We start from the raw sequence: 23,488 nt of genomic DNA on the forward strand, positions 1-23,488 counted from the left end.
CTCCCCTCCCCTTCAGGGGGAGGGGCTGGGGGTGGGGTCGTGCCGCAGAACGCCACGCTTGGGGACGCGCCCCACCCCAACCCCTCCCCTGAAAGGGAGGGGCTTAAGCTCACTGATCTTGAGACGATCGATCTGTCGCATTTCGACGCGCTGGTCGTATCGCCGGGCGTACCGCTCAACACCCATCCGCTGGCTGCTGCGGCGCGGGCGGCGGAGGTACCGGTGATCGGCGACATCGAACTCTTCGCACAAGCGCGACACGACCTGCCGCCGCATAAGGTCGTCGGCATCACCGGCACCAACGGTAAGTCGACCACGACCGCACTGGTCCACCACATCCTGAAGACGGCGGGCGTGCCGACCCTGATGGGTGGCAATATCGGCCTGCCGATCCTGGGGCAGGAGCCGTTGCCCGAAGGCGGGGTCTATGTGCTGGAACTGTCCAGCTATCAGATCGACCTGACGCAGAGCCTGGATTGCGACGTCGCGGTCCTGCTCAACATCACGCCCGATCATCTCGATCGCTATGACGGGTTCGAGGGATACGCAGCTTCCAAGGCGCGGCTGTTCGCGATGCAGTCGGCGGGGCATGTCGCAATCGTCGGCACCGGCGACGAAGCCTCGGCCAATATCGCGCAAGGGCTCGCCGGGCGGACCGATGATCTCGTGACCATTGCGTCCGGCATGATCGACCAGACCCGCTGGCTCGCACTGCAAGGCCCGCACAATGCCCAGAACGCCCAGGCCGCCATCGCCGTGGCGCGGGCGCTGGGCATAGCCGAGGATGTGATCGAAGCGGGGCTGCGGACCTATGCCAGCTTGCCGCACCGGATGCAGCATGTCGCGACCCGGAACGGCGTGGCGTTCGTCAACGACTCCAAGGCGACCAACCCGGAGTCGACCGCCCCCGCACTGGCGGCTTTCCCCCGCGTCCATTGGATCGTCGGGGGAAAGCGCAAGGGCGACGACCTCGACGCCTGCGCTGCGCATTTGGATCATGTCGTCGCGGCCTATACGATCGGCGAGGCCGCCCCGCTGTTCTTCGACCTGTTGAAGGATAAGGTCCCCGTGGTCGAGCAGTCGGGCACGCTGGAAGCAGCCGTTGCCCATGCCGCCGCCGCCGCACAGCCCGGCGACACGGTGCTGCTGTCCCCGGCCTGTGCCAGTTTCGACCAGTTCCGCGATTACGAGGCGCGGGGCGACGCCTTCCGCGCGGCGGTGGAGGCTCTGGCGTGAAAGAGCGCACGCCCAAGGCCACCCCGCGCCCGGGCTTGATCGGATCGATCAAGGGCCGTGGAGGCCGTGGCGATCGTTCGCCGCTCGGCACCTGGTTCTGGGATATCGACCGGGTGCTGCTGCTGCTCACCCTGTTTCTGATCGCGATCGGGCTGATCGCGGTCGCCGCCGCCAGTCCGGCGACCGCGATGCGCTACTCCGGTGAGCATCGGAAATTCGCGCCGCTCTATTATTTCTGGCGACAGGTGATGTGGGTCGGCGTTTCGCTGCCCGTGTTGTTCGCCGTCTCGATGCTGCCTGTCGTCACCGCACGGCGCATGGCGGTGCTGGGCACGGGTATCCTGATCGCGATCCTGGCCGTCACGCCCTTTATCGGGGTGGAGATCAACGGCGCGCGGCGCTGGATCGGCTTTGGCTTTGCGCAGTTCCAGCCGTCCGAGTTCCTGAAGCCGATGTTCGTCGTGACGACGGCCTGGCTGCTGTCGCTGAAGGCCAGGGAGCGCGATCTGCCCGCTACGCTAATCACCATGGGGCTGACCGGGCTTGTGGCGGGCTTGCTGATGATGCAGCCGGACTTCGGCCAGACGATCGTGTTCTGCGTGATCTGGGCGGCGTTGCTGATGATCTCCGGCACCCCGATGCGGATCTTGCTGGGGCTGGCGGCGATGGTGCCGGTGGGCTTGACCGCAGCCTATATGTTTTATGGCGTGGCGCGCAGCCGCATCAACGCGTTCCTTTTCCCCGATGTCGATGGCGAGGGTGCGGCCGACCATTTTCAGGTCAACGCCGCCCACAACACCCTGACCGCAGGGGGCTGGACCGGCACGGGACCGGGTGGCGGCACCGCCAAGTTTGGCCTGCCCGAGGCGCATACCGACTATATCTTCTCGGTGATCGGCGAGGAGTTCGGGCTGATCGCCTGCTCGATCATCGCGCTGGTCTTCCTGGCGATCGTGGTGCGCGTGTTCGTGAAGCTGCTTGACGAACAGGACGAGTTCAAGCTCTACGCCGCCTCCGGGCTGGCGGTGCAGTTCGGCGCGCAGGCGCTGATCTCGATGGCGGTGAACACGGGGCTGGCCCCGTCCAAGGGGATGACCCTGCCGTTCATCAGCTATGGCGGCTCGTCGATGATCGCGCTGTCGATCGGGATGGGGTTGTTGCTGGCATTCACCCGGCGCAATCCGTTTCTGACGCGCAGCCCCTATGTAGTCAGGTGGAGCGGGCAATGAGCCGTCACTTCGTCCTCGCCGCCGGGGGAACCGGCGGCCATATGGTTCCCGCCGCCGCGCTGGCGGCCGAACTCACCCGGCGCGGCCACCGCGTCGCTCTGGTATCCGACGCGCGCGGCGTGCGCTTCCCGGGACTGTTCGAGGATATCCAGACGCACGTGCTGCCCGCCGGGCGCTTTTCGGGCGGGCCGGTCGGCTGGGCCAAGGCGCTGCGCGAGATGTGGCGCGGCCGGGCGATGGCGCGCGAACTCTACAAGACGTTCCGCCCGGCGGCGGTGATCGGTTTCGGCGGCTATCCGGCGATGCCCGCCTTGCTGGCGGCGTTCGCGGAGGGGATTCCGACCGCCATCCATGAGCAGAATGCGGTGCTCGGCCGGGTGAACCGGCTGGTCGCGGGCAAGGTCGATGCGATTGCTTTGTCCTATGAGGATACGCAGCGGCTGAGCGCCAAATATGCGGCCAAGACCCGGCTGATCGGCAATCCGGTCCGGGATCAGGTGCTGGCGCTGCGTGCGCGGCCCTATCCGCTGCTGGAGGAGGACGGCATCTTCCGCGTCCTCGTCACCGGGGGCAGCCAGGGAGCGAGCATCCTGAGCCAAGTCGTGCCCGATGGCCTCGCCATGCTGCCCGTCACCTTCCGGCGGCGGTTGCAGGTGACGCATCAGGCGCGGATCGAGGATATCGACGCGGTGCGCGCGAAGTACGCCGAGCATGAGATTCCGGCCGAGCTTGCCACCTATCTGCCCGACTTGCCCGAGCAACTCGCCTGGGCGCATCTGGTCATCGCGCGGGCAGGGGCATCGACGCTCGCCGAGCTGACGGTTGCGGGTCGCCCGGCGATCCTGGTGCCGCTGCCCTCGGCGACCGACGATCACCAGACGGTGAACGCGCGCGAGATGACGAAGGCAGGCGGCGCGCGGACCATCGCGCAGGGGGACTTCACGCCCGTGGAACTCGCCAAGCAGATGCAGAAGCTGGGTCTCGATCCGGCGGCGCTGGAGAATGCGGCGGGGCGTGCGCGGAACTGCGGACGGCCCGAAGCGGCCAGCGATCTGGCCGATCTGGTCGAAAGCCTCGATTCGCCGCGCATGGTATTGCCGGTCGGCAAGGCACAGAGGAAAACCAATTTGGCGGGAGCAGGCGCATGAAGGGCGTCGCCACGGATATCGGCACGATCCACTTCGTCGGTATCGGCGGTATCGGTATGTCGGGCATTGCCGAGGTGATGAAGAATCTCGGCTACCGGGTGCAGGGCTCCGACGTGGCCGAGGGCTATGTGGTGCAGGGCCTGCGCGACAAGGGTATCCCGGTTGCGATCGGCCATGCCGCGGACAATCTGGGCGATGCGGCGGTGGTCGTCACCTCGACCGCGATCACTCGGTCTAACCCCGAAGTCGAAGCCGCGCTCGAACGCCGCATCCCCGTGGTGCGCCGTGCCGAAATGCTGGCCGAGCTGATGCGGCTGAAGTCCACCGTCGCGGTGGCGGGCACGCATGGCAAGACGACGACGACCTCGATGGTCGCGGCACTGCTGGATGCGGGCGGGGTGGACCCGACCGTTATTAATGGCGGCATCATCAACAGCTATGGCTCCAACGCGCGGCTGGGCGCTTCGGATTGGATGGTGGTCGAGGCGGACGAAAGCGACGGCAGCTTCCTGCGCCTTGACGGCACGATCGCGGTCGTGACCAATATCGATCCCGAGCATCTCGACCATTACGGCTCGTTCGACCGGGTGAAGGACGCGTTCGTAGAGTTCGTCGAGAATGTGCCCTTCTACGGCGCGGCGTTGCTCTGTCTCGACCACCCGGAGGTGCAGAACATCCTGCCGCGCGTCCGCGACCGGCGCGTCGTGACCTATGGCTTTTCGGCACAGGCGGACGTGCGCGGCGTCAACGTCACGCCGATCCCCGGCGGCAACCGGTTCGAGGCGATCATCCGCAATCGCGACGGCTCCAGCCGTTCGATCGAGGGGATCGAACTGCCCATGCCCGGCCGCCACAATGTCCAGAACGCGCTGGCAGCGATCGGCGTCGCGCTGGAACTGGGCATTGAGGATGCGACCATCCAGCAGGGCTTCAGCCAGTTCGGCGGGGTCAAGCGGCGCTTCACCAAGGTCGGCGAGATCGCGGTGGACGGCGGCACGGCGACCGTGATCGACGATTACGGCCATCACCCGGTCGAAATCCGCGCGGTGCTCGCCGCCGCCCGTGAAGGCGCGCGGGGGCGCGTCATCGCGGTGGTGCAGCCGCATCGCTTCACCCGGCTCGGCAATCTGATGGAGGAGTTCCAGACCGCCTTCAACGATGCCGACCGCGTGTTGGTGACGCCGGTCTTCGCGGCGGGCGAGCAGCCGATCGAGGGCGTGGACGCGTCCGCGCTGGTCGAGGGGCTGAAGCGGCGCGGGCATCGCTCGACCGCGACCGTGGCCGACGCCGATACGCTGGCCGAGGAGCTGGCGGGTTCGATCCGCGCCGACGATATGATCGTCTGCCTGGGTGCGGGCGACATCACGAAGTGGGCGGCGGGTCTGGCGAGTGCGATCGAGGCGCGCCGATGAACCTGCCCGACACCGCCGGCCGATTGACTCGCCAAGCGCCACTGGCGCCGCTGGTGTGGTTCAAGGCGGGCGGACCGGCCGAATATCTGCTGGAGCCGAAGGACGTAGACGATCTGTCGGCGTTCCTGAAGGCGCTTAAGGCCGACACGCCGGTCATGGCGCTGGGCCTCGGCTCCAACCTGATCGTGCGCGATGGCGGGGTTCCGGGCGTCGTGATCCGTCTCGGCAAGCCGTTCAGCTATGCGCGGGCCGGGGAGGGGCACCTCATTACCTGTGGTGGCGGCACCTCGGGCATTCTCGTCTCGTCCAATGCGCGTGACGCAGGGATTGGCGGGCTGGAGTTCCTGCGCTCGATTCCCGGCACGGTGGGCGGCTTCGTGCGGATGAACGGCGGGGCCTATGGCCGCGAGGTAGCCGATGTGCTGGTTTCCGCCACGGTCGTCCGTCGCGACGGCACGGTCGAGACATTGGGTGTCGCCGATCTGGAATATACCTATCGCCACTCCAACCTCACCGACGGCACGGTGGTGGTCGAGGCGACCTTCCGCGGCCACGCCGCCGACCCCGCCGACATTCAGGCCGAGATGGACCGTATCGCCGCCGCGCGTGAAGCGTCGCAGCCGCTGCGCTCCAAGACCGGCGGTTCGACCTTCAAGAACCCCGACGGACGCAAGGCTTGGGCGTTGGTCGATGCGGCGGGCTGTCGCGGACTGACGCTGGGCGACGCGCAGGTGTCGGAAAAGCATTGCAATTTCCTGCTCAACCTCGGCAACGCCACGGCGGCGGAGATCGAGGCGCTGGGTGAGGAAGTCCGGACGAAGGTAGAGGCGAAGTCAGGCGTTTGCCTCGAATGGGAAATACAAAGAGTGGGAATCGCGAAGTGACCGACAATCTGCATATCGCGGTTCTGATGGGCGGCTGGTCGGCGGAGCGGCCGGTGTCGCTGATGTCCGGTGCAGGCGTCGCCGATGCGCTGGAGCGGAACGGCCATCGCGTCACCCGGATCGACATGGACCGCGATCTGGCGGCCAGGCTGGTCGAAACCAAGCCCGATATCGTCTTCAACGCGCTGCACGGTTCGCCCGGCGAGGACGGCACGGTGCAGGGAATGCTCGATCTTATGGGCATTCCTTACACCCATTCGGGCCTCGCCACCTCGGTCATCGCGATCGACAAGGTGCTGACCAAGCAGGCGCTGGTCCCGTACGGCATCCCCATGCCCGGCGGCCGCATCGTGAAGTCGGAAGAGCTGTTCGCCGCCGACCCGCTGCCGCGCCCCTATGTGCTGAAGCCGGTCAATGAGGGCTCGTCGGTCGGCGTCGCGATCGTCACCGACACCAGCAATCACGGCAACCCGATCGCCCGCAACGCCGCTGGCCCCTGGGCCGAGTTCGAGGAGTTGCTGGCCGAGCCCTATATCCGGGGGCGTGAACTGACCACCGCCGTGCTGGGCGGACGCGCGCTGGGCGTGACCGAGTTGAAGCCCAAGAATGGCTGGTACGACTTCGATGCGAAATATACCGATGGCCTGACCGAGCATGTCTGCCCGGCGCAGATTCCCGACGAGATCGCCGAGGCGTGCAAGTCGCTGGCGCTGGAGGCACATCGCATCCTGGGTTGCCGTGGAGCCTCGCGCTCCGACTTCCGCTGGGATGACGAGCGCGGCGTCGACGGCCTGTTCCTGCTAGAGGTCAACACCCAGCCGGGCATGACCCCACTCAGCCTGGTGCCTGAGCAGGGCCGCCATGTCGGCATGGATTACGACGCGGTCGTGCAGGCGATCGTCGACGAGGCGCTTCAGTGGTACAAGGATCAGGCGGGATGAGCCGCACGATCAAGCGCGGCCCCCCGCCGCGCCGTCCGGCCCCGCGGCGCCGCCAGCCGGTGAAGCGCGTGACGCTGGCGCAGCGCCTGCTGGCCAAGGTGCCGGTCAGCGAAGAGACGATCAAGAAGGCTGTCACCTGGACGATCCTGGGCGGCGCGGGCGCGGCGATGCTGGCGGTCGCGACCTATGTCGGCGTGCCCGGCATGATCGGCACCGCGATCGCCGAGCAGGCGGGCCATGCCGGATTTCGCGTCCAGCAGATCGAGGTGACGGGCCTGAAGCGCATGGACCGGATGACCGTCTATGCCGTCGCGCTGGACCAGCAGAGCCGGGCGATGCCGCTCGTCAATCTGGAGGATGTCCGCGGCAAGCTGCTCCGCTATGGTTGGATCAAGGACGCGCATGTTTCGCGCCGCCTGCCCGACACGCTGCTCGTCGATATCGAGGAACGCAGCCCGGCGGCGGTGTGGCAGGACAATGGCCAGCTGACCCTGATCGACGCGAGCGGCGTGCTGCTGGAGCCGGTACGGCCCGAGGCGATGCCCGACCTGCCGCTGATCATCGGGCCGGGCGCGAATTTGCAGGAGCCTGCTTACCAGGCGCTGCTCTCCGCCGCGCCCGCGCTGAAGCCGCGCGTGAAGGCCGCGACCTGGATCGGCAATCGCCGCTGGGACCTGACCTTCGACAGCGGCGAGACGCTGGCGCTGCCCGAGGACGGGGCGGGGGCCGCGCTGATGAAGTTTGCCGCCATGGACGGCTCGCGGCCGCTGCTCGGGCGGGGCTGGCTGCGCTTCGACATGCGTGACCCCACGAAGCTGGTTGCGCGGAAGCCCGGTTTGAATCAGAATCACGCGCTGGCCGAACCGGCGCAGGCCGGAGGAGGCACCGGGCCGGAGGGCAACGCCACAGAGGCGTCCGGCACTGGCGAATCACAGGGGTAGGACCATGGCGAAAATTGCGCCCGAAGGGCTGATCACCGCCCTGGACATCGGATCGTCCAAGGTGTCCGCGCTGATCGCCCGAAAAGGCGATGGGGGCGAACTGATCGTGCTGGGCACCGGCCAGCGCGAAAGCCGGGGCGTCAAGCGCGGCTATATCGCCGATATGGGCGCGACCGAGGCGGCGGTGCGCGAGGCCGTCGAACAGGCCGAGCGGATCGCCGGGCTGAACATCGAGAATGTCTGGGTCGGTTTTTCGGCCGGTGGCCTGGTGTCCGACGTGGCCGAGGTCGAGTTCGAGCTGGGCGGCCACCGCGTCGAGCAGGGCGATATCGATGCGCTGCTGGCCGCCGGGCGCAACTCGATCGATCCGCAGGGGCGGATGGTGCTGCATGCGCAACCCGCGCTCTACACGCTCGACGGGCTGACCGGCGTGAAGAAGCCGCTGGGGCTGCATGCCGATCGGCTGGGCGTGCATATCCATGTCGTCGCCGCCGATGGCTCGCCGGTGCGCAACCTCGACCTGTGCGTCCGCTCGGCGCATCTGGAGGTGAAGTCGATCATCGCGGCACCCGTGGCGACGGGGCTCGCCTGCCTGTCTGACGAAGAACGCGAGCTGGGCGTCGCGCTGGTCGAGATGGGGGCGGGGATCACCAACGTTTCGTTGTTCGCGGGCGGGATGCTGGTCGGGCTCTGCTCGCTGCCGATGGGGGCAGCGGACATCACCGACGATGTCGCCTCGGCCTTTGGCACGCGACGCCAGATGGCGGAGCGGATGAAGTGCTTCCACGGCTCGGCCAATGCGTCCCCGCGCGACAATCACGACATGATTCAGGTCACGCCGATCTCGGCCGAGGATGGCGGCGACACGATGCAGATCACCAAGGCACAACTGATCGGCGTGATCCGCCAGCGGCTGGAGCATCAGATGGGCGAGATCCGCAAGGCGCTCCAGCATCTGAAGTTCGAGGGGCCGGTTGGGCGTCAGGTCGTGCTGACCGGCGGCGGGGCGGAGCTGAAAGGTATTGCCGATTATGCGCAGCAGGCGCTCGGCCGGTCGGTGCGGATCGGGCGACCGCGCGGGCTGACCGGCCTGCCCGATGCGCATGGCGGCCCGGCTTTCGCGACGCTGGCGGGTCTGGCTTTCTATGCCGCGACCGATCCCATCGACCTGCGGACGATCGCACCGACGAACCAGGCGGTGCACCGGCCCAGCGGCATGGGACTGTTCCGGCGGCTGATTCAGGCCGCAAAAGCAAATTATTAGGGAAAAGCGATACGTATCTGACGCTTTTCGGTTGGCACGTGGCACAGGTCTGGTGCACTAACGGTTAATTCAGGGGCCCGGTCTTTGCGTACCGACCGGGAACGGCGGAGTAGAATTGGGATGAGCATCGAATTCATCGCACCCGAGGTCGACGAGCTGACGCCGCGTATTGCGGTAATCGGTGTCGGCGGTGCCGGCGGCAATGCGATCGCGAACATGATGCGCGCCGAGGTACAGGGCGTGGATTTCCTCGTCGCCAATACCGACGCGCAGGCGTTGAAGCAGTCGATCGCGCCGCAGCGTATCCAGCTGGGCGCGAAGATCACACAGGGGCTGGGCGCGGGCAGCCGTCCCGAGATCGGTCGCGCCGCCGCCGAAGAGACGATCGACGATCTGTCGCGTCTGCTCGAGGGCAGCCATATGTGCTTCATCGCGGCGGGCATGGGCGGCGGCACCGGCACCGGTGCAGCCCCGGTCATCGCCAAGGCGGCGCGCGACATGGGCATCCTGACCGTCGGCGTCGTGACCAAGCCCTTCGCCTTTGAGGGCAATCGTCGCGCCAAGTCGGCCGATGGCGGCATCGAAGAGCTTCAGAAGTACGTCGACACGCTCATCGTCATCCCCAACCAGAACCTGTTCCTGATCGCCAACGCCAACACGACCTTCAAGGAAGCGTTCGCCATGGCGGACGAGGTGCTGCAGCAGGGCGTGCGCGGCATCACCGACCTGATGGTCATGCCGGGCCTTATCAACCTCGACTTCGCCGACGTCCGCTCGGTGATGCAGGAGATGGGCAAGGCGATGATGGGCACCGGTGAAGCCACCGGCGACAATCGCGCGATCGAAGCGGCGCAGAAGGCAATCGCCAACCCGCTGCTCGACGGCGTGTCGATGCAGGGCGCCAAGGGCGTCATCATCTCGATCACTGGCGGCGACGACATGCGCCTGCTCGAGGTCGACGAGGCGGCGAACCACATCCGCGAACTGGTCGACCCGGACGCCAACATCATCTGGGGCTCGGCCTTCAATCCCGAGCTGGAAGGCCGCATCCGCGTGTCGGTCGTTGCGACTGGTATCGATGCCGACCTGAAGGTCGCACCGTCCCCGTCGGAGGCGAACCGCAGCAGCGGCTTCAGCATGGGCGGCATGGCGCGCAAGAGCGACGATACGCCTAGCTATCGCCCCAGCGAACCGGCCCCTGCTCCGCAGGCGAGCGTGACGCCCGCCGCGCCGGTCGAACAGCCTGCTCCGGCCGCACCCGTCGCGGCTCCGGCGACCTCGACCGTCAGCGCGACGATCACCACGCCCATCGCCAAACCTGCCCCGGCCCCCGCGCCGGCGGCTCCGGTCGCCGATGACGAGCTGGTGCTGGGAGCGGATACGATCGTCCCCGCCGCCCCGGCCCAGCCCGCACAGGCCGCTGCGGTCGAACCGGCTCCCGGTAGCGAGGAAGCGCGTCGTCGCTGGCTGGCCCCCGGCAGCGAAGCCGGTGAAGCCCCCGCACAGCCTGCGCCGCGCGTGAAGCTGGGCGGTACGCTGTTCGAGCGTATGTCGAATGCCGCACGTGGTGCGTCGCGCGACGACGCCGCGCAGGGTGGTTCGGACTCGTCGCTCGACATCCCGCGCTTCCTGCATCGCCAGAACAACCAGTAATCGCTTCGCCCGGTCGTCTGGGTGAAAATGGGAGGGGCCCGCACGACCGGATCGTGCGGGCCTTTTTCTTTTGCGGATGCTGTCGGGTGAGTTCACGCGAAGCCGCGATGACGCGAAGATATTTGTTCGCACGGAGGCGCGGCGATTCAGGATGCGCGGCAGCGCTTTCGACTCATCTGTAGGTTGAGAATAGAGGGCCGCTCGTGCGGTGAGCTGGTCATCTCCGCGCTTCCGCGCGAACCAATCTTCTCTTCGCGCCATCGCGGCGTCGCGTGAATCTGGCTTGGGTCGGATCGACAGTCAGGTTGACGAGCCATTTTCCAACTCTCCAATCAAGGGAGGTCTGTCACCGGTCGCGGGGCGGTACGACCACTCGGGCCGGGGACACCCCTCCGTGAGGCCTTCGGCCTGCCACCTCCCCTGCGAGGGGAGGAAAAGCGGGAGTGCCGATCGTTCTGAGGAGCAGGGGGCATTCCTTTAAAGCAAAGCGTTGCCACGCGCCCGATATCTCTGCGCCCTCCGCGCCTCTGCGCGAACAAAACGCATGCCCCAATCGATCCCGCCCGCCTGTTGGTCGACCGTCCAGAGCGCTCGGGCGCGTGGGATGTGTGAGGGCCATTGCCGTGCGCGCCGAAACACGCTTTATGAGCCACGGTCCCATGACGTTCGCATTCTTTCCCCGCGCTTCGCTGGCGCTCGCCCTGGCCCTTGCGGCCGCACCCATGCCCCTGTTCGCGCAAGAGGTGGTTCAGCCGCTTCCCGGCACGACCGACGCCGACAAACTGGGCGACGTGATGCGCCGCGTCGCGCAGAATCCGCGCAATGTCGACGCGCTGGTCGAGGCGGCCGATCTGTCCATCCATCTCGACGATCTGTCGGGCGCGGCATCACTGCTTGCGCGGGCGGAAAAGGTCGATCCGCGCGATCCGCGCGTAAAGGCGGGCATGGGGTCGATCCTGGTCCGTTCCGAACGGCCGGGCGAGGCGCTTCGCTATTTCTCGCAGGCCGAGGCAGCGGGGCTGCCCGCCGCGAAGTTCGCAGGGGATCGCGGCCTGGCCTATGACCTGATCGGCGATCAGGCGCGGGCGCAGCGGGACTATCGGCTGGCGCTGGCCAACGGCGCCAATGACGAGATCGTGCGCCGTTATGCCCTGTCGCTCGGCATTTCGGGTCGCAAGGACCAGGCGCTGGAACAGCTCGACCCGTTGCTCCGCAAGACCGACCGCGCCGCGTGGCGCGCCCGCGCCTTCATCCTGGCGATGGGCGGCGACCTGCCCGAGGCGACGCGCATCGCCTCGACCATGATGCCGCCGCAACTGGCGCAGGGGCTGCAACCCTTTTTCCAGCGTTTGCCGACGCTGCCCGCGATCGACCGCGCCTTTGCCGTGCATTTCGGCGAGACGCGCGCCACGCCCGAGCGGCTGGCCGATGCGCGACTGGCGCCGAACCTGCCGCCGCTGACGCCCGAGGCGCCGGTCGCGCTCGCGTCTGCGACGCCGGTGACGGTGCCGACGGCCCAGCCCGTGCGCGAGGATCGTCGTCGCGGCAGTCGCCAGCCGATGCGCGAGAATCGGGGCGTCGCTCTGGCCGCGGCCGTGCCGCAGTCCGGCGTCCGTCCGCCGACGACCGTCACGCCTGCCCCGGTGGCGAGCACCCCCGCCCAGATGGCGAGCGCAGTCCCCGTGCCTGCAACGACCCCGCGCGTGGTCGCGGCGACCTCGCCGATGCGGACGGTGCCGCCGCAACCCGGCTTCAGCAGCACTCTGCCTGCCACGACGCCAGCGCCGGTCGCCATGGCTTCGACCGCGCCGGTGCCCATGGTGCAGCCTTTGCCTGCCGCGTCCCAGCCATCGCCTGCCGCCACGACGGCGATGGTTCAGCCTTTGCCGTCGACGCCTTCGAGCACCCCCGTCCAGACGGCTCAGGCCGAGCCGAGCCCCGCACCGGTCACCACCACGCCGCCGCCGACCGCGCTGGCGATGGTCCAGCCGGTGCCGAGCCAGACGGCTGAGCCCGTGCCCATCACCCCTGCACCGCGCGCCACGCGCTCTGGCGGACGTCGAACCTCGCTGGCGGCGGCGCATGCGGTGCGTGAGGATTCGATCCTCGCCCGTATCGTCGCCAATCTGTCGATCCCGGCCTCCGAACTGGGCGTGGAGGGCCCCGAGCGTCCCGTTGCGGTCGCGGCGGCCACCCCGGTCACGACAGGCTCGCAGCGCTTGCTGGCCGAAGCGCGTGCCAAGGCCGAGCGGGATCATGAGGCGCGCGAAAAGGCGGCCGAAACGATCGAGCCGAAAAAGGCAGAGCCCAAGGCTCCGACCGCTGCCGAACGCAAGGCCGCAGCCGCCAAGCTGGCCGCCGAGAAGAAGGCCGCTGCCGCCAAGAAGGCCGAGGCTGCGGAGAAGGCGCTCGCCGCCAAGGAGGCGCTGGAGGAAAAGAAGCGCGCCAAGGCGAACCCCGAGCGGATCTGGGTCCAGGTCGCGGGCGGCGCGAACGAGGATGACCTGCCCAAGGCCTGGGCCGCGACCAAGGCGAAGGCGCCCGAGCTGTTTGCGGGCCACAAGGGGTACAAGACCCCGCTGCGCGCGACCCACCGCGTCCTGACCGGCCCGTTCAAGACCGATGCGGAGGCCCGCGCCTTCGTCAACCAGCTGGCCAAGAAGGGCGTCTCCGCCTTTCCGGTGACCAGCGATGCCGGGCAGTCGGTGACGCGGCTCGACGCCAAGTGAGCCGTTTCGCCCCCTGGGCGTCCTATCCCGAAAACAGCCGGGGGCGTCGCCATGATGAGGCGACGGCGTTGGCGCGCGGGCCGCGCGACGCATTCCAGCGCGACCGCGACCGGATCATCCATTCGATCAGCTTTCGACGGCTGCGGCACAAGACCCAGGTCTTCATGGCCCCCGATGGCGACCATTTCCGCGTCCGCCTGACCCACAGCCTGGAGGTCGCGCAGATTGGCCGCACCATCGCGCGGACGCTGGGGCTGAACGAGGATCTGACCGAGGCGTTGTGCCTGGCGCATGATATCGGCCATCCGCCCTTCGGCCATGCGGGCGAGGATGCGCTGAAGGCCGCGCTGTCGGACCATGGCGGCTTCGACCACAACGGCCATACGCTGCGCACCCTGACCGAGATCGAGCGGCCCTATCCGCGCTGGGACGGATTGAACCTCAGCTGGGAAACGCTGGAGGGATTGGCCAAGCATAATGGGCCGATCCGCCATCCCGGCTGGGCGCTGCGCGAGGCGGATGCGGGTTTTCCGCTCGACTTGGACAGCCATGCCTCGCTGGAGGCGCAGGTCGCGGCGCTGGCCGATGATATCGCCTACGACAATCACGACATCGATGACGGCCTTCGCGCCGGGTTATTGACGCTGGATCAGCTGCTGGAAGTGCCGCTGGTCGCACGTGGCTGGGACGCGGCGCAGGCGCAATTTCCCGAGGTCGCGCCGAAGCGGCTGGCGAGCGAACTCATTCGGTCGCAAATCGGGGTGATGGTCAACGATCTGGTGGCCGAAACCCGGACCCGGATTGCCGAGAGTGGAGTAGGGGATGTCGCCGATGTCCGCGCAGCGGGCCGCGCTTTGGTCGGCTTTTCGGATGCGATGCGGGTCGAGGAGCGCGATCTGAAGCGCTTCATGTACGCCAATCTCTATCATCATCCGCGTCAGCTGGCGGCGGCGGATGCGGCGCACGGCATCGTGCAGGGGCTGTTCGCCGCCTATCGCGCGGACCCGGCACAGCTCCCCGAGGAATGGCGCGAGCGTTTGCCGGAAGACGAGCCTGCGCGCAGTCGGCACATCGCCGATTTCATTGCAGGCATGACCGACCGCTATGCGATCCGCTGCTACCGCGACCTGCTGGGCGATATCGACCTGCCGGAAGGGTTCTGACGCCCTCCCGACAGGATCGGCACGGCATCAGGCTTTCAGGGCCTTCGCCATGTTGAGATGGGCGGTCACGGTCGGGATCAGACCGGTCGCAAACGTCTTGAGCGGTGCGGAGTCGCCGGTCGCGGCATAAGCCTTCAGCGTGTCGAGCGTCTGCTGATGCCCGGCGGTCTGCTCGGCGATATAGGCTTCGTCGAAGGCCTTGCCGGTCAGGCCCTTGAGCTGGTCCAGCTTCTGCTGCTGCTCGGCATTGAGCGTGGGATCGGGCGTAATGGCCGGGCTGGCCGACCCGGCTGCCGTCTTCAGCTTGGCGGTCGAAGCGGTGTGCGCCTCGATCATCTTGGCCGCATAGGCCTTGACCGAGGCGGATGCGCCCTTCGTGGCGGCGAGCTTCGAGGTCTCGATCTCGAACGCGTCGCTGGCCGCGACCGCATTGGCGAAGCTCTGTGCCGCACTGGTCGCAACTGGCGTCGGCGACGCGGTCGCCATGTCGTTGGTCACCATCATATTGTCGGCGGTGGCGGCCTGGTTCGTCTCGCCGCTTCGATTACAGCCCGCCAGCGCGAGAAGGGCGGAGGTCGCTAATATGGTCGCTCGGATCGTCATGTCGTTGAACCCCTGACAGAAAACGCAACCCTGCATAAGCGCGTCGGGTCGAAGGACGTTCCCGCCAAGTGCCAGCCGATGGGACCCGAACGGCCATCGCATCGTTGGTCCGGCATCCCGCCGCCTGGCGGATCAAGAAGGGAGCGACGCACATGAGCATCTTCGGCAATATTCTGGGCAAGATCTTCCATCACGGTGCGGCTAAGCCGGCACCGTCGACGATCCAGGCCGACCCGAGCCCTCAGCCTGCGCCCGCCGCACCGCAGCCTGCGCCGCAACAGGCCTCCCCCGTGGCCGAAGCCGCACCCGCCCCGCAGGCGGTCGATGTCGGCGCGGTGCTTAGCGAAATGGCTGCGATGAAGAACGGCGGCGGCAATTATCAGAGCTCGATCGTCGATCTGCTCAAGCTGCTGGACCTGGATTCCAGCCTGGCCTCGCGCAAGCAACTGGCCGACGAGCTGGGCGTGCATGCTGGCGAGGATGGCTCGGCCGAGCAGAATATCGCGCTTCACAAGGCAGTGATGGCCAAGCTCGCCGAAAATGGCGGCATCGTGCCGGACAGCCTGCGCCAGTAAGGCGGCGCGTTAACGCAAAACGGCCCGCATGTCCCCCCTTGGACATGCGGGCCGTCCCACCGAACGACGTGTCGGTTAGCGGGCGCTGGTCTCGACGCCCGCACCCAGCGCGCCACGCGCCTGGTCGGTGGTGAACGAAACTTCGGTGTTGCCGGTCGTGCCGGTCACGCGGTGGCCCTTGACCACGAAGCGGAACGGCTCGCCGCCCGGATAGCGGTGGCCCTGGATCACGGCGCGGCCGTTGTCGTTGATCCGGGTATAGACATAGGTGCTGCCTTCATGGACGAAGCTCTGCTCGCCCTCGGCGGCGATGGCACCGATGGTCGGAATGGCGGTGGCGGCAATGGCGGCTAGGGTCAGAATGGTCTTGCGCATGATCGAAACTCCCGCGTGATGGCGTTGAGCCGGATCAGGTCCTCTCGCGTCTTTTTCGACGCTCTAACTTTCGTATACGGATTTATTGCGCTGCAGCATGGCTCGCAACTGCAAAGGCCTTTGGATAGATTGCATTCCATGCAATCGTCCCGCATCGCGGATCAGGCATGATTTGAAGCGAGCGCCCGATTTCGCTAGAGCGCAACGCTTTGCTACCCCGATCGGACGATGTGATGACCCTCTACACCCGCTTCGCCGCGCATATCGACGCGGCGCTGGACACGCTGGTCGCCGCCGGCACGCTGCCCGGCGGGCTGGATCGCCGCAACGTGACGGTCGAACCGCCGCGCGATGCCAGCCACGGCGACCTCGCCACCAACGCCGCCATGGTCCTGGCCAAGCCCGCAGGCACCAATCCGCGCGCGCTGGCCGAAGCGATCGCGGCCGAACTGGGCAAGCTGGACGAGGTGGACAGCGTGTCGGTCGCGGGGCCGGGCTTCCTGAACATGCGGCTGACCGATGCGGCGTGGCGCGACGAGCTGGCCGCCATTCCGCAGGCGGGGGCCGATTATGGCCGCTCGACGCGGGGGCAGGGCGTCACCGTCAACATCGAATATGTCTCGGCCAATCCGACCGGGCCGATGCATATGGGCCATTGCCGCGGCGCGGTGGTGGGCGATGCGCTCGCCACGCTGCTGGAATTTGCGGGCCACAAGGTTATCCGCGAATATTATGTCAACGATGCGGGTGGGCAGGTCGACGTGCTCGCCCGCTCAGCCCATCTGCGCTACCGCGAGGCGCTGGGCGCGACGATCGAGATCCCAGAGGGCTTGTATCCGGGCGAGTATCTGAAGCCGATCGGCGCGGAACTCGCGGCCGAATATGGCGACAAATATGTCGACGCGACCGAAAACGAGTGGCTGGTCCTGTTCCGCACCCGCGCGGTGGCGGCGATGATGGCGATGATCCGCGAGGATCTGGCGCTGCTCGGCATCCATCACGACCTGTTCTCTTCCGAAGCCGAGCTGCAGGCGGCGGGCAAGCCCGAAGCAGCCGAGGCCGAACTGCGTTCGCGTGGGCTGGTCTATGACGGTGTGCTGGAGGCCCCCAAGGGCGAGACGCCCGAGGATTGGGAGCCGGTCGAGCTGCCGCTGTTCCGCTCCAGCCAATTCGGCGACGACCAGGATCGCCCGATCAAGAAGTCGAACGGCGCCTGGACCTATTTCGGTGCCGACCTGGCCTATCATTATCAGAAGGCCCAGACCGCCGACCAGCTGATCGATATCTGGGGTGCCGACCATGCGGGCACCGTCAAGCGCATCGTCGCGGCGGTCGAGGCGCTGACCGGCGGCAAGACCAAGTTCGACGTGAAGCTGGTCCAGATGGTCCGCCTGCTGCGTGGTGGCGAGCCGGTGAAGATGTCGAAGCGCGCTGGCAATTTCGTCACCTTGGCCGATGTCGTTCGCGAAGTCGGCAAGGACGTGGTGCGCTTCACCATGCTGACCCGGCGCTCGGATGCGCAGATGGACTTCGACTTCGCCAAGGTGGTCGAGGCGTCGAAGGACAATCCGGTCTTCTACGTCCAATACGCCCATGCCCGCATCGCGTCGCTCAAGCGCCGTGCAGCCGAGGCGGGGATTGAGGGCGGTACGGCCGACCTGTCCCTGCTCGACGCCGAGGACCTGGCGCTGGTGCAGCTGGCCGCGCAGTTCCCGCGTATCGTCGAAACGGCGGCGGCGGCGCGTGAGCCGCACCGAATCGCCTTTTATCTCTATGACCTGGCGGCGGCCTTCCATGCGGCCTGGAATGTCGGCAACGATCGCCCTGATCGCCGCTTCCTGATCGCGGAGAACGCCGAGGTCACGCGCGCCCGTCTTTTCCTCAGCGACGGGATCGGGCAAATCATTCGTAACGGTTTGGCGCTCATGGGTGTCGAAGCGGTTTCGGAGATGAAGTGATGGCGAACGATATGGACCTGGGGCGTGGGTACGACCAGCAGGAGGAGGATCGGCTCCCCTGGCTGGAAACCGTCGAAGCCGACGAGCCCGAGGGGGTCGGGATCGGAAAGGTCGTGGCGCTCGTCATCGTCGGCCTGGCCATCCTCGCCTTTATCGGCTTCGGTCTCTACAAATGGCAGGCGCATCAGGCTGCGGCGGACGGCGATGGCGCGGTGATCGCTGCGCCCGAGGGCGATTACAAGGTGCGCCCGGCCGATCCGGGCGGGCTGAAGGTCAAGGGCGAGGGCAACACCGCCATTGCGACCAGCGCGGGCAAGCCCGGCGGCACCGGCGCGATCGATCTGCGCGCCGTGCCCGAAGCGCCGATGAACGGCACCCGCGTCGTCCAGAAGCCCAGCGACGCCGGTGGTGGCCGCAATGCCGTGGCGCAGGTCCCCGAATCGGGCGGCAAGCTGGTCGCGCCTGCGCCCGTCACCGCCGCGCGGGCCCCCGCCGCCGCGCCCAGCGCCAGTGGCGCGATGGTCCAGCTGGGCGCCTATCCCAGCGAGTCCTCGGCCAATGCCGCCTGGGATCGCTTCTCGAAGCGCTTTTCCTATGTCGGCGCGTTGGCCAAGGTCGTCCAGCCCGTCGCCTCGAACGGCAAGACGCTCTACCGCCTGCGCGTGAACGCCGGTTCGGCCAATCAGGCCGCCGATATCTGCGGCCGTCTGCGCGTGGCGGGCGAAAGCTGCTTCGTCGCCAGCTGATCGATCAGGCCCCCTGCTCGCCGTTGCGGGCAGGGGGTGGAGTATCTCTTCCATGATTCCCGTCATTTTCGGCCTGTCGGGCCCGGTGCTGACCCCCGATGAGCGGGCGTTCTTCGCCTCGGTCGAACCGGCGGGTTATATCCTGTTCAAGCGCAACATCGTCGACCGGGCGCAGGTGCGCGCGCTGACCGACAGCTTGCGCGAATTGGCGGGGCACGACGATCTGGCGATTCTGATCGACCAGGAAGGGGGGCGCGTCGCCCGGATGGGGCCGCCCGAATGGCCCGCTTTCCCGGCCGGACCCGCCTTTGCCAAACTCTATGAGACCGCGCCGATGTCGGCGATCCAGGCGATGCGTGCCAATGGCCAGGCGCTGGGCCTGATGCTGCGCGAAGTCGGGATCACCGTCGATTGCGCGCCGCTGCTCGATGTGGCGCAAGAGGCTACGACCGAGGCGATCGCCAGCCGCACTTACGGCACCGAACCTATGCAGGTCGCCGCGCTCGGCCGGGCGATGCTGGAAGGGCTGGCGGCGGCGGGCGTCGTCGGCGTGGTCAAGCACATGCCGGGCCATGGCCGCGCGCTGGTCGATTCGCACCATCTGCTGCCGACCGTCACGGCCGGCGAGGCAGAGCTGGCGATCGATCTCGAACCCTTCCGCACTCTCGCGAACGCGCCGATGGGCATGACCAGCCATATCGTATTCGAGGCGTGGGATGCCGAGCGCCCCGCCACCCTGTCGCCGGTGGTGATCGACCGAATCATTCGCGGCGCGATCGGTTTCGACGGCCTGTTGATGACCGACGACATCGACATGAAGGCGCTGAGCGGCACGGCGGGCGAGAAGGCGGCGGGGGCATTGGCGGCGGGATGCGACCTCGTCCTCGACTGCTGGGCGCGGATGGACGAGATGGTCGAGATCGCGGGCCGCGTGCCCCCGATCAGCGACGTGGCCCGCGACCGCCTAAACCGCGCGATGGCGAGTGTCGGGGCAGGCGAGGGGGACTTCGCCGAGCTGATCGCCCGCCGCGACGCGCTGCTGGCGCTGGCTGGCTAAGCGCTCCATCGACCGCAGGACGTGGTGGGGGCAGGCAGGGCTCCAGCCGACCTCGCCGACGCGACCCCTGCCGGAAAGATGAACTACCCCGTCTCGCCATAACCCCATATCGCCGCTAAGCTTGGCCGCGATGACGGGGGAACAGCTGACGCTCGATCTGGACGGGTGGGAAGGACCGCTGGACGTGTTGCTGTCGCTGGCGCGGTCGCAAAAGGTCGACCTGCGCCAGATTTCGATCCTGGCCCTGGTCGAGCAATATCTGCGTTTCATCGACCGGGCGGACCGGATGCAGCTGGAGCTGGCGGCCGATTACCTCGTGATGGCGGCGTGGCTGGCTTATCTCAAATCCTCGCTGCTGCTGCCGCGCCAGCCCGATGAGGAGCCGGACCCCGAGGATATGGCGCTGCGCCTGCAACTCCGGCTGGAGCGGCTGGCGGCGATGCGCGAAGCGGGCGCGCGGTTGATGGCGCGCGACCGGCTGGGCCGCGACGTCTTCCCGCGCGGCGCGCCCGAGGGGCTGGCCGTACAGCGCAAGGCCTTGTGGCAGGCCGAGCTTTACGATCTAATTGCCGCCTATGGCCGGATCAACGCCCGCACGCGGCCGGTGATGCACGTCGTCGCCGATCGTCAGGTGATGACGCTGGAGGCCGCGCTCGAGCGGGTGTCGATGCTGGTCGGCAGCCGGATCGACTGGTCGGCGATCGAGACCTTCCTGCCGGACGGCAGCGAACGGCTGCGGCGTTCGGCGCTGGCGTCGAGCTTCCTGGCGGTGCTGGAACTGGCGCGCCAGGGCAAGGTCGAGCTGCGTCAGGCCGCGCCTTTTGCTCCGCTGATGATCCGCCAGCCGCTATGAGCGAGATGGACCCGACCGTCCGCGCGGTGGAGGCCGTGCTGTTCGCCTCGCCCGAACCGATGAGCGTGGATTCGATCCGCGCCCATGTCGGAGTCGGCAAGGGCGCCAGCGACATCCGCACCGCGCTGGAGACGCTGGAGGCTCAGTATCGCGGGCGCGGCATCGCGCTGGTCCGGCGTGGCGACCGCTGGCATTTCCAGACCGCGCCCGATCTCGCCCATCTGCTCCGCCGCGATCGTGAGGAAGCGCGACGCCTGTCGCGTGCGGGCATAGAGACGCTGGCGATCATCGCCTATCACGAACCCGTCAGCCGCGCCGAGATCGAGTCGATTCGCGGCGTCGCCATTTCCAAGGGCACGTTGGACGTTCTGATGGAGGCGGGATGGGTGCGCCCCGCCGGGCGGCGCGAGGTGCCGGGGCGGCCGCTCATCTATGCGACGACGCCTGCATTCCTTCAGCATTTCGGGCTGACCAGCAGGCGCGACCTGCCGGGCATCGAGGATTTGCGCGCGGCGGGGCTGCTCGATCCGGTCGATCTGGCGCTGGAGCGCATTGAGGAAGAGGAAGAGCGGCAGGGAGTGGCCGATCGCGACGAGGGCGATTGAGCGCTTTCCTTTGCGTCACGGCCGCGTCACAATGGTCCGTCACGGCTCCTTACCCTCAAGGGGGCCGGATCGCATCGCCGACACCATTGCCGCTGGCGATGCCAAGGCCTAGATAGACAGACAAATTCCAGGAGACGTGCCATGGGCAGCTTCAGCCCGATCCATCTTGTCGTCCTCGCGATCGTCGCGATCCTTCTGCTCGGCGGCGGCCGCTTCTCCAGCCTGATGGGTGACGTGGCCAAGGGCGTGAAGAACTTCAAGAAGGGCATGGCCGAAGAGGACGAGACGCCCGCCAAGCCGTCACCGCGCATCGAAGCGCAGAAGTCGGCCGAGCCCGCCTTCGACCGTGACGGCGAGCGCGTGCGCGACGATCGCTGATCCGGCCCGTCTAGACCCAGTACCGGACCTCCATGTTCAACATCGATTCCAGCGAGTTCTTGCTGGTCGCCATCGTCGCGCTCGTCGTGATCGGTCCCAAGGACCTGCCCAAGGCGATGCGTGTCGTCGGCTATTGGGTGGGCAAGGCGCGCGGCGTGACGCGCCAGTTCCGCCAGGGCTTCGACAATATGGTCCGCGAGGCCGAGCTGGAGGAAATGGAAAAGCGCTGGGCGGCGGAAAATGAGCGCATCATGCGCGAACATGCCGCCGATGCGCCGCCGGTCACGCCGACCGACGGTGCGCATCCGGCTCCGCCTGCGCTGCCCGACCCGGCCCATCCGGCCATGACGGCCGATGCCCCGCATGCCGATCATCATCCGGCCGACCACCAGCCGGACAGCCATGCGGATCATAGCGACCAGCCGGTCATGGTCGAAAAGCCCGTGATCGCGCCCGCCCCGGCGTCCGACCATCCCCATCGCGGGACCGAAGGGGCGGCGTCGTGAGCGAACATGACGAGATCGACGCCAGCCGCGCGCCCCTGCTCGAACATCTGATCGAGCTGCGGCGTCGACTGCTCTACTGCATCGTCGCCATCGCGCTGGCCTTTGGCGTGTCGATGTATTTCTCGGAGTCGATCTTCGGCTTCCTAGCCAAGCCGCTGCTGAAGGCCGGGCAGGGGACGCTGGTCTATACTCAGATCTTCGAGGCGTTTTTCGTCCAGGTGAAGGTGTCGTTCTTCGCCGCGATGATGATCTCCTTCCCGGTGATCGCCAACCAGCTGTGGCAGTTCGTCGCGCCGGGGCTGTACCGCAAGGAAAAGAAGGCGCTGCTGCCCTTCCTGCTGGCGACGCCGGTGCTGTTCCTGATGGGCGCGGCGATGGCCTATTACATCGCCATTCCGATGGCGCTGCACTTCCTGCTGGGCTTTGACGGCATGGTGGGTGGCGTGAAGCGTGAGGCGCTGCCCGCGATCGGCAATTACCTGTCGTTCGTCATGCAGTTCTTGTTCGCCTTTGGTCTGGCCTTCCTGCTGCCGGTGCTGCTGATGCTGCTGGAGCGGGCGGGCATCGTCACCCGCAAGCAGCTGATCGCCTCGCGGCGCTACGCCATCGTCGCAGCGACCGCCATCGCGGCGGTGCTGACCCCGCCGGACCTGATGTCGCAGGTGCTGCTCGCGGTGCCGCTGATCATCCTCTATGAGCTGGCGATCATCGGTATCTGGTTCACCGAACGCTCCCGCGCCAAGCAGGCGGCGATCGAAGAGGACGAGGACGCCGAAGCCGCGGTCTGATAGGAAATTCTGGATTTGCGAAAGGGGGCTCCGGCGGTCGTCAGGGCTCCCTTTTTCATTGGGGCGACGTCCACGTCCAAAACTGTTCCGGGAATAGAAAAGGGCCCCGGCGGATACCGCCAGAGCCCTTTTGCGTGTCAGCCGGGTGAAGGGCTTACTTCGACTTGTCCGCCGTCTTGGCGACGGTGTTGCCAGCCGAGCTGACATCCTTGCCCATACCTTCGACGGTGTTGCAGGCGCTGACCAGCAGTGCACCAGCGACGATCGCCAGACCCATCAGCTTACGCATTCTCTGTCTCCTCTATGAAAACCTTGACGGCCAAATGCGCCAGCGCTGCATTCGTTCCGGCCGTGTCACGGGCGTGCGTGCGCGAGTGGCGAAAAAGATTAAGGCCTGGAAGCGTCACCGGGGGGGGGGAGGGTGGACGCTTCCAGGCCTATGGC

The 23,488-nt window shown here is 67.3% G+C and carries 23 protein-coding genes; 20 read left to right on the forward strand and 3 right to left on the reverse strand.

The genetic code is table 11. The annotated features are described in order from the left end of the window. Positions 1-126 precede the first annotated feature (126 nt). The 11 genes from murD to SB4_RS09685 all read left to right on the forward strand — a co-directional run bounded on the left by murD (position 127) and on the right by SB4_RS09685 (position 14,600). The gene (murD, locus tag SB4_RS09635) at positions 127-1,236 is read left to right on the forward strand and encodes a UDP-N-acetylmuramoyl-L-alanine--D-glutamate ligase (RefSeq protein ID WP_058752423.1); all 1,110 of its coding nucleotides are present in this window, start codon (positions 127-129) and stop codon (positions 1,234-1,236) included. Further along, complete coding sequence (locus tag SB4_RS09640) at positions 1,233-2,465, forward strand: FtsW/RodA/SpoVE family cell cycle protein (RefSeq protein ID WP_058752410.1); 1,233 nt, start codon at positions 1,233-1,235, stop codon at positions 2,463-2,465. Before murD ends, SB4_RS09640 begins: the two co-directional genes overlap by 4 nt. After that, positions 2,462-3,613, forward strand: a complete 1,152-nt coding sequence (murG, locus tag SB4_RS09645) for an undecaprenyldiphospho-muramoylpentapeptide beta-N-acetylglucosaminyltransferase (protein WP_058752411.1) — start codon at positions 2,462-2,464, stop codon at positions 3,611-3,613. The genes SB4_RS09640 and murG overlap by 4 nt, the downstream gene beginning before the upstream one ends. Then, on the forward strand, positions 3,610-5,025 hold the full coding sequence (gene murC / locus SB4_RS09650) for a UDP-N-acetylmuramate--L-alanine ligase (protein WP_058752412.1): 1,416 nt from the start codon (positions 3,610-3,612) through the stop codon (positions 5,023-5,025). The genes murG and murC overlap by 4 nt, the downstream gene beginning before the upstream one ends. Then, positions 5,022-5,909: a UDP-N-acetylmuramate dehydrogenase gene (murB, locus tag SB4_RS09655; protein WP_193753783.1), complete on the forward strand. Its 888-nt coding sequence runs from the start codon at positions 5,022-5,024 to the stop codon at positions 5,907-5,909. Before murC ends, murB begins: the two co-directional genes overlap by 4 nt. After that, positions 5,876-6,850, forward strand: coding sequence for a D-alanine--D-alanine ligase (locus SB4_RS09660; protein ID WP_058752413.1), 975 nt, complete (start codon positions 5,876-5,878; stop codon positions 6,848-6,850). The genes murB and SB4_RS09660 overlap by 34 nt, the downstream gene beginning before the upstream one ends. Then, the gene (locus tag SB4_RS09665; protein ID WP_058752414.1) at positions 6,847-7,791 is read left to right on the forward strand and encodes a cell division protein FtsQ/DivIB; all 945 of its coding nucleotides are present in this window, start codon (positions 6,847-6,849) and stop codon (positions 7,789-7,791) included. Before SB4_RS09660 ends, SB4_RS09665 begins: the two co-directional genes overlap by 4 nt. A gap of 4 nt (positions 7,792-7,795) precedes the next feature. Continuing rightward, positions 7,796-9,055: a cell division protein FtsA gene (ftsA, locus tag SB4_RS09670; RefSeq protein ID WP_058715874.1), complete on the forward strand. Its 1,260-nt coding sequence runs from the start codon at positions 7,796-7,798 to the stop codon at positions 9,053-9,055. 120 nt (positions 9,056-9,175) lie between these two features. Then, positions 9,176-10,708, forward strand: a complete 1,533-nt coding sequence (ftsZ, locus tag SB4_RS09675; protein ID WP_058752415.1) for a cell division protein FtsZ — start codon at positions 9,176-9,178, stop codon at positions 10,706-10,708. A gap of 659 nt (positions 10,709-11,367) precedes the next feature. Next, complete coding sequence (locus SB4_RS09680; protein WP_058752416.1) at positions 11,368-13,437, forward strand: SPOR domain-containing protein; 2,070 nt, start codon at positions 11,368-11,370, stop codon at positions 13,435-13,437. Next, positions 13,434-14,600, forward strand: a complete 1,167-nt coding sequence (locus tag SB4_RS09685; RefSeq protein ID WP_058752417.1) for a deoxyguanosinetriphosphate triphosphohydrolase — start codon at positions 13,434-13,436, stop codon at positions 14,598-14,600. The genes SB4_RS09680 and SB4_RS09685 overlap by 4 nt, the downstream gene beginning before the upstream one ends. 27 nt (positions 14,601-14,627) lie before the next feature. On the opposite strand, the gene SB4_RS09690 is transcribed toward SB4_RS09685, so the two are convergent. Further along, positions 14,628-15,203 (reverse strand): DUF4142 domain-containing protein, encoded by a 576-nt coding sequence (locus SB4_RS09690; protein WP_058752425.1) that lies wholly within the window; start codon positions 15,201-15,203, stop codon positions 14,628-14,630. A gap of 152 nt (positions 15,204-15,355) precedes the next feature. Here SB4_RS09690 and SB4_RS09695 point away from each other — a divergent pair, with 152 nt between their 5' ends. After that, on the forward strand, positions 15,356-15,778 hold the full coding sequence (locus SB4_RS09695; RefSeq protein WP_058752426.1) for a DUF3597 domain-containing protein: 423 nt from the start codon (positions 15,356-15,358) through the stop codon (positions 15,776-15,778). Positions 15,779-15,853: 75 nt separating this feature from the next. On the opposite strand, the gene SB4_RS09700 is transcribed toward SB4_RS09695, so the two are convergent. Beyond that, positions 15,854-16,153 carry a hypothetical protein gene (locus SB4_RS09700; RefSeq protein ID WP_058715868.1) on the reverse strand — a complete coding sequence of 100 codons (300 nt, stop codon included), beginning with the start codon at positions 16,151-16,153 and terminating at the stop codon, positions 15,854-15,856. Positions 16,154-16,386: 233 nt separating this feature from the next. Between SB4_RS09700 and argS the strand changes: the two genes are divergently transcribed. The 8 genes from argS to tatC all read left to right on the forward strand — a co-directional run bounded on the left by argS (position 16,387) and on the right by tatC (position 23,044). Then, positions 16,387-18,111: an arginine--tRNA ligase gene (gene argS, locus SB4_RS09705; RefSeq protein ID WP_058752418.1), complete on the forward strand. Its 1,725-nt coding sequence runs from the start codon at positions 16,387-16,389 to the stop codon at positions 18,109-18,111. Continuing rightward, a complete protein-coding gene (locus tag SB4_RS09710) occupies positions 18,111-18,857 on the forward strand; it encodes an SPOR domain-containing protein (protein ID WP_241488570.1) in 747 nt (248 codons plus the stop codon). The genes argS and SB4_RS09710 overlap by 1 nt, the downstream gene beginning before the upstream one ends. Positions 18,858-18,909: 52 nt before the next feature. Beyond that, on the forward strand, positions 18,910-19,914 hold the full coding sequence (locus SB4_RS09715; RefSeq protein WP_058752419.1) for a glycoside hydrolase family 3 N-terminal domain-containing protein: 1,005 nt from the start codon (positions 18,910-18,912) through the stop codon (positions 19,912-19,914). Positions 19,915-20,044: 130 nt separating this feature from the next. Continuing rightward, the gene (locus SB4_RS09720) at positions 20,045-20,767 is read left to right on the forward strand and encodes a segregation and condensation protein A (protein WP_058715886.1); all 723 of its coding nucleotides are present in this window, start codon (positions 20,045-20,047) and stop codon (positions 20,765-20,767) included. Continuing rightward, positions 20,764-21,372: an SMC-Scp complex subunit ScpB gene (gene scpB, locus SB4_RS09725; RefSeq protein WP_058752420.1), complete on the forward strand. Its 609-nt coding sequence runs from the start codon at positions 20,764-20,766 to the stop codon at positions 21,370-21,372. Before SB4_RS09720 ends, scpB begins: the two co-directional genes overlap by 4 nt. A gap of 141 nt (positions 21,373-21,513) precedes the next feature. Next, positions 21,514-21,750, forward strand: coding sequence for a Sec-independent protein translocase subunit TatA (locus SB4_RS09730; RefSeq protein WP_058715864.1), 237 nt, complete (start codon positions 21,514-21,516; stop codon positions 21,748-21,750). A 32-nt stretch (positions 21,751-21,782) separates the two neighbouring features. Beyond that, positions 21,783-22,256 (forward strand): Sec-independent protein translocase protein TatB, encoded by a 474-nt coding sequence (gene tatB / locus SB4_RS09735; RefSeq protein WP_058752421.1) that lies wholly within the window; start codon positions 21,783-21,785, stop codon positions 22,254-22,256. Then, positions 22,253-23,044 carry a twin-arginine translocase subunit TatC gene (gene tatC, locus SB4_RS09740; RefSeq protein WP_058752422.1) on the forward strand — a complete coding sequence of 264 codons (792 nt, stop codon included), beginning with the start codon at positions 22,253-22,255 and terminating at the stop codon, positions 23,042-23,044. The genes tatB and tatC overlap by 4 nt, the downstream gene beginning before the upstream one ends. A 154-nt stretch (positions 23,045-23,198) precedes the next feature. Here the strand turns inward: tatC and SB4_RS09745 are convergent, their stop codons facing one another. Continuing rightward, on the reverse strand, positions 23,199-23,333 hold the full coding sequence (locus tag SB4_RS09745; protein ID WP_058715861.1) for an entericidin A/B family lipoprotein: 135 nt from the start codon (positions 23,331-23,333) through the stop codon (positions 23,199-23,201). Positions 23,334-23,488 lie beyond the last annotated feature (155 nt).

The sequence above is a fragment of the Sphingomonas sanguinis genome (assembly GCF_001476905.1).
Classification (GTDB): Bacteria; Pseudomonadota; Alphaproteobacteria; order Sphingomonadales; family Sphingomonadaceae; genus Sphingomonas; species Sphingomonas sanguinis_B.

Coding starts and splice junctions, on each gene's coding strand:
- murG (WP_058752411.1), top strand. CDS start 2,462: ATGAGCCGTCACTTCGTCCTCGCCGCCGGGGGAACCGGCGGCCATATG.
- SB4_RS09695 (WP_058752426.1), top strand. CDS start 15,356: ATGAGCATCTTCGGCAATATTCTGGGCAAGATCTTCCATCACGGTGCG.
- ftsA (WP_058715874.1), top strand. CDS start 7,796: ATGGCGAAAATTGCGCCCGAAGGGCTGATCACCGCCCTGGACATCGGA.
- SB4_RS09700 (WP_058715868.1), bottom strand. CDS start 16,153: ATGCGCAAGACCATTCTGACCCTAGCCGCCATTGCCGCCACCGCCATT.
- scpB (WP_058752420.1), top strand. CDS start 20,764: ATGAGCGAGATGGACCCGACCGTCCGCGCGGTGGAGGCCGTGCTGTTC.
- SB4_RS09720 (WP_058715886.1), top strand. CDS start 20,045: ATGACGGGGGAACAGCTGACGCTCGATCTGGACGGGTGGGAAGGACCG.
- tatB (WP_058752421.1), top strand. CDS start 21,783: ATGTTCAACATCGATTCCAGCGAGTTCTTGCTGGTCGCCATCGTCGCG.
- ftsZ (WP_058752415.1), top strand. CDS start 9,176: ATGAGCATCGAATTCATCGCACCCGAGGTCGACGAGCTGACGCCGCGT.
- SB4_RS09665 (WP_058752414.1), top strand. CDS start 6,847: ATGAGCCGCACGATCAAGCGCGGCCCCCCGCCGCGCCGTCCGGCCCCG.
- SB4_RS09680 (WP_058752416.1), top strand. CDS start 11,368: ATGACGTTCGCATTCTTTCCCCGCGCTTCGCTGGCGCTCGCCCTGGCC.
- SB4_RS09660 (WP_058752413.1), top strand. CDS start 5,876: ATGGGAAATACAAAGAGTGGGAATCGCGAAGTGACCGACAATCTGCAT.
- SB4_RS09690 (WP_058752425.1), bottom strand. CDS start 15,203: ATGACGATCCGAGCGACCATATTAGCGACCTCCGCCCTTCTCGCGCTG.
- SB4_RS09745 (WP_058715861.1), bottom strand. CDS start 23,333: ATGCGTAAGCTGATGGGTCTGGCGATCGTCGCTGGTGCACTGCTGGTC.
- murB (WP_193753783.1), top strand. CDS start 5,022: ATGAACCTGCCCGACACCGCCGGCCGATTGACTCGCCAAGCGCCACTG.
- SB4_RS09730 (WP_058715864.1), top strand. CDS start 21,514: ATGGGCAGCTTCAGCCCGATCCATCTTGTCGTCCTCGCGATCGTCGCG.
- murC (WP_058752412.1), top strand. CDS start 3,610: ATGAAGGGCGTCGCCACGGATATCGGCACGATCCACTTCGTCGGTATC.
- argS (WP_058752418.1), top strand. CDS start 16,387: ATGACCCTCTACACCCGCTTCGCCGCGCATATCGACGCGGCGCTGGAC.
- SB4_RS09715 (WP_058752419.1), top strand. CDS start 18,910: ATGATTCCCGTCATTTTCGGCCTGTCGGGCCCGGTGCTGACCCCCGAT.
- SB4_RS09710 (WP_241488570.1), top strand. CDS start 18,111: ATGGCGAACGATATGGACCTGGGGCGTGGGTACGACCAGCAGGAGGAG.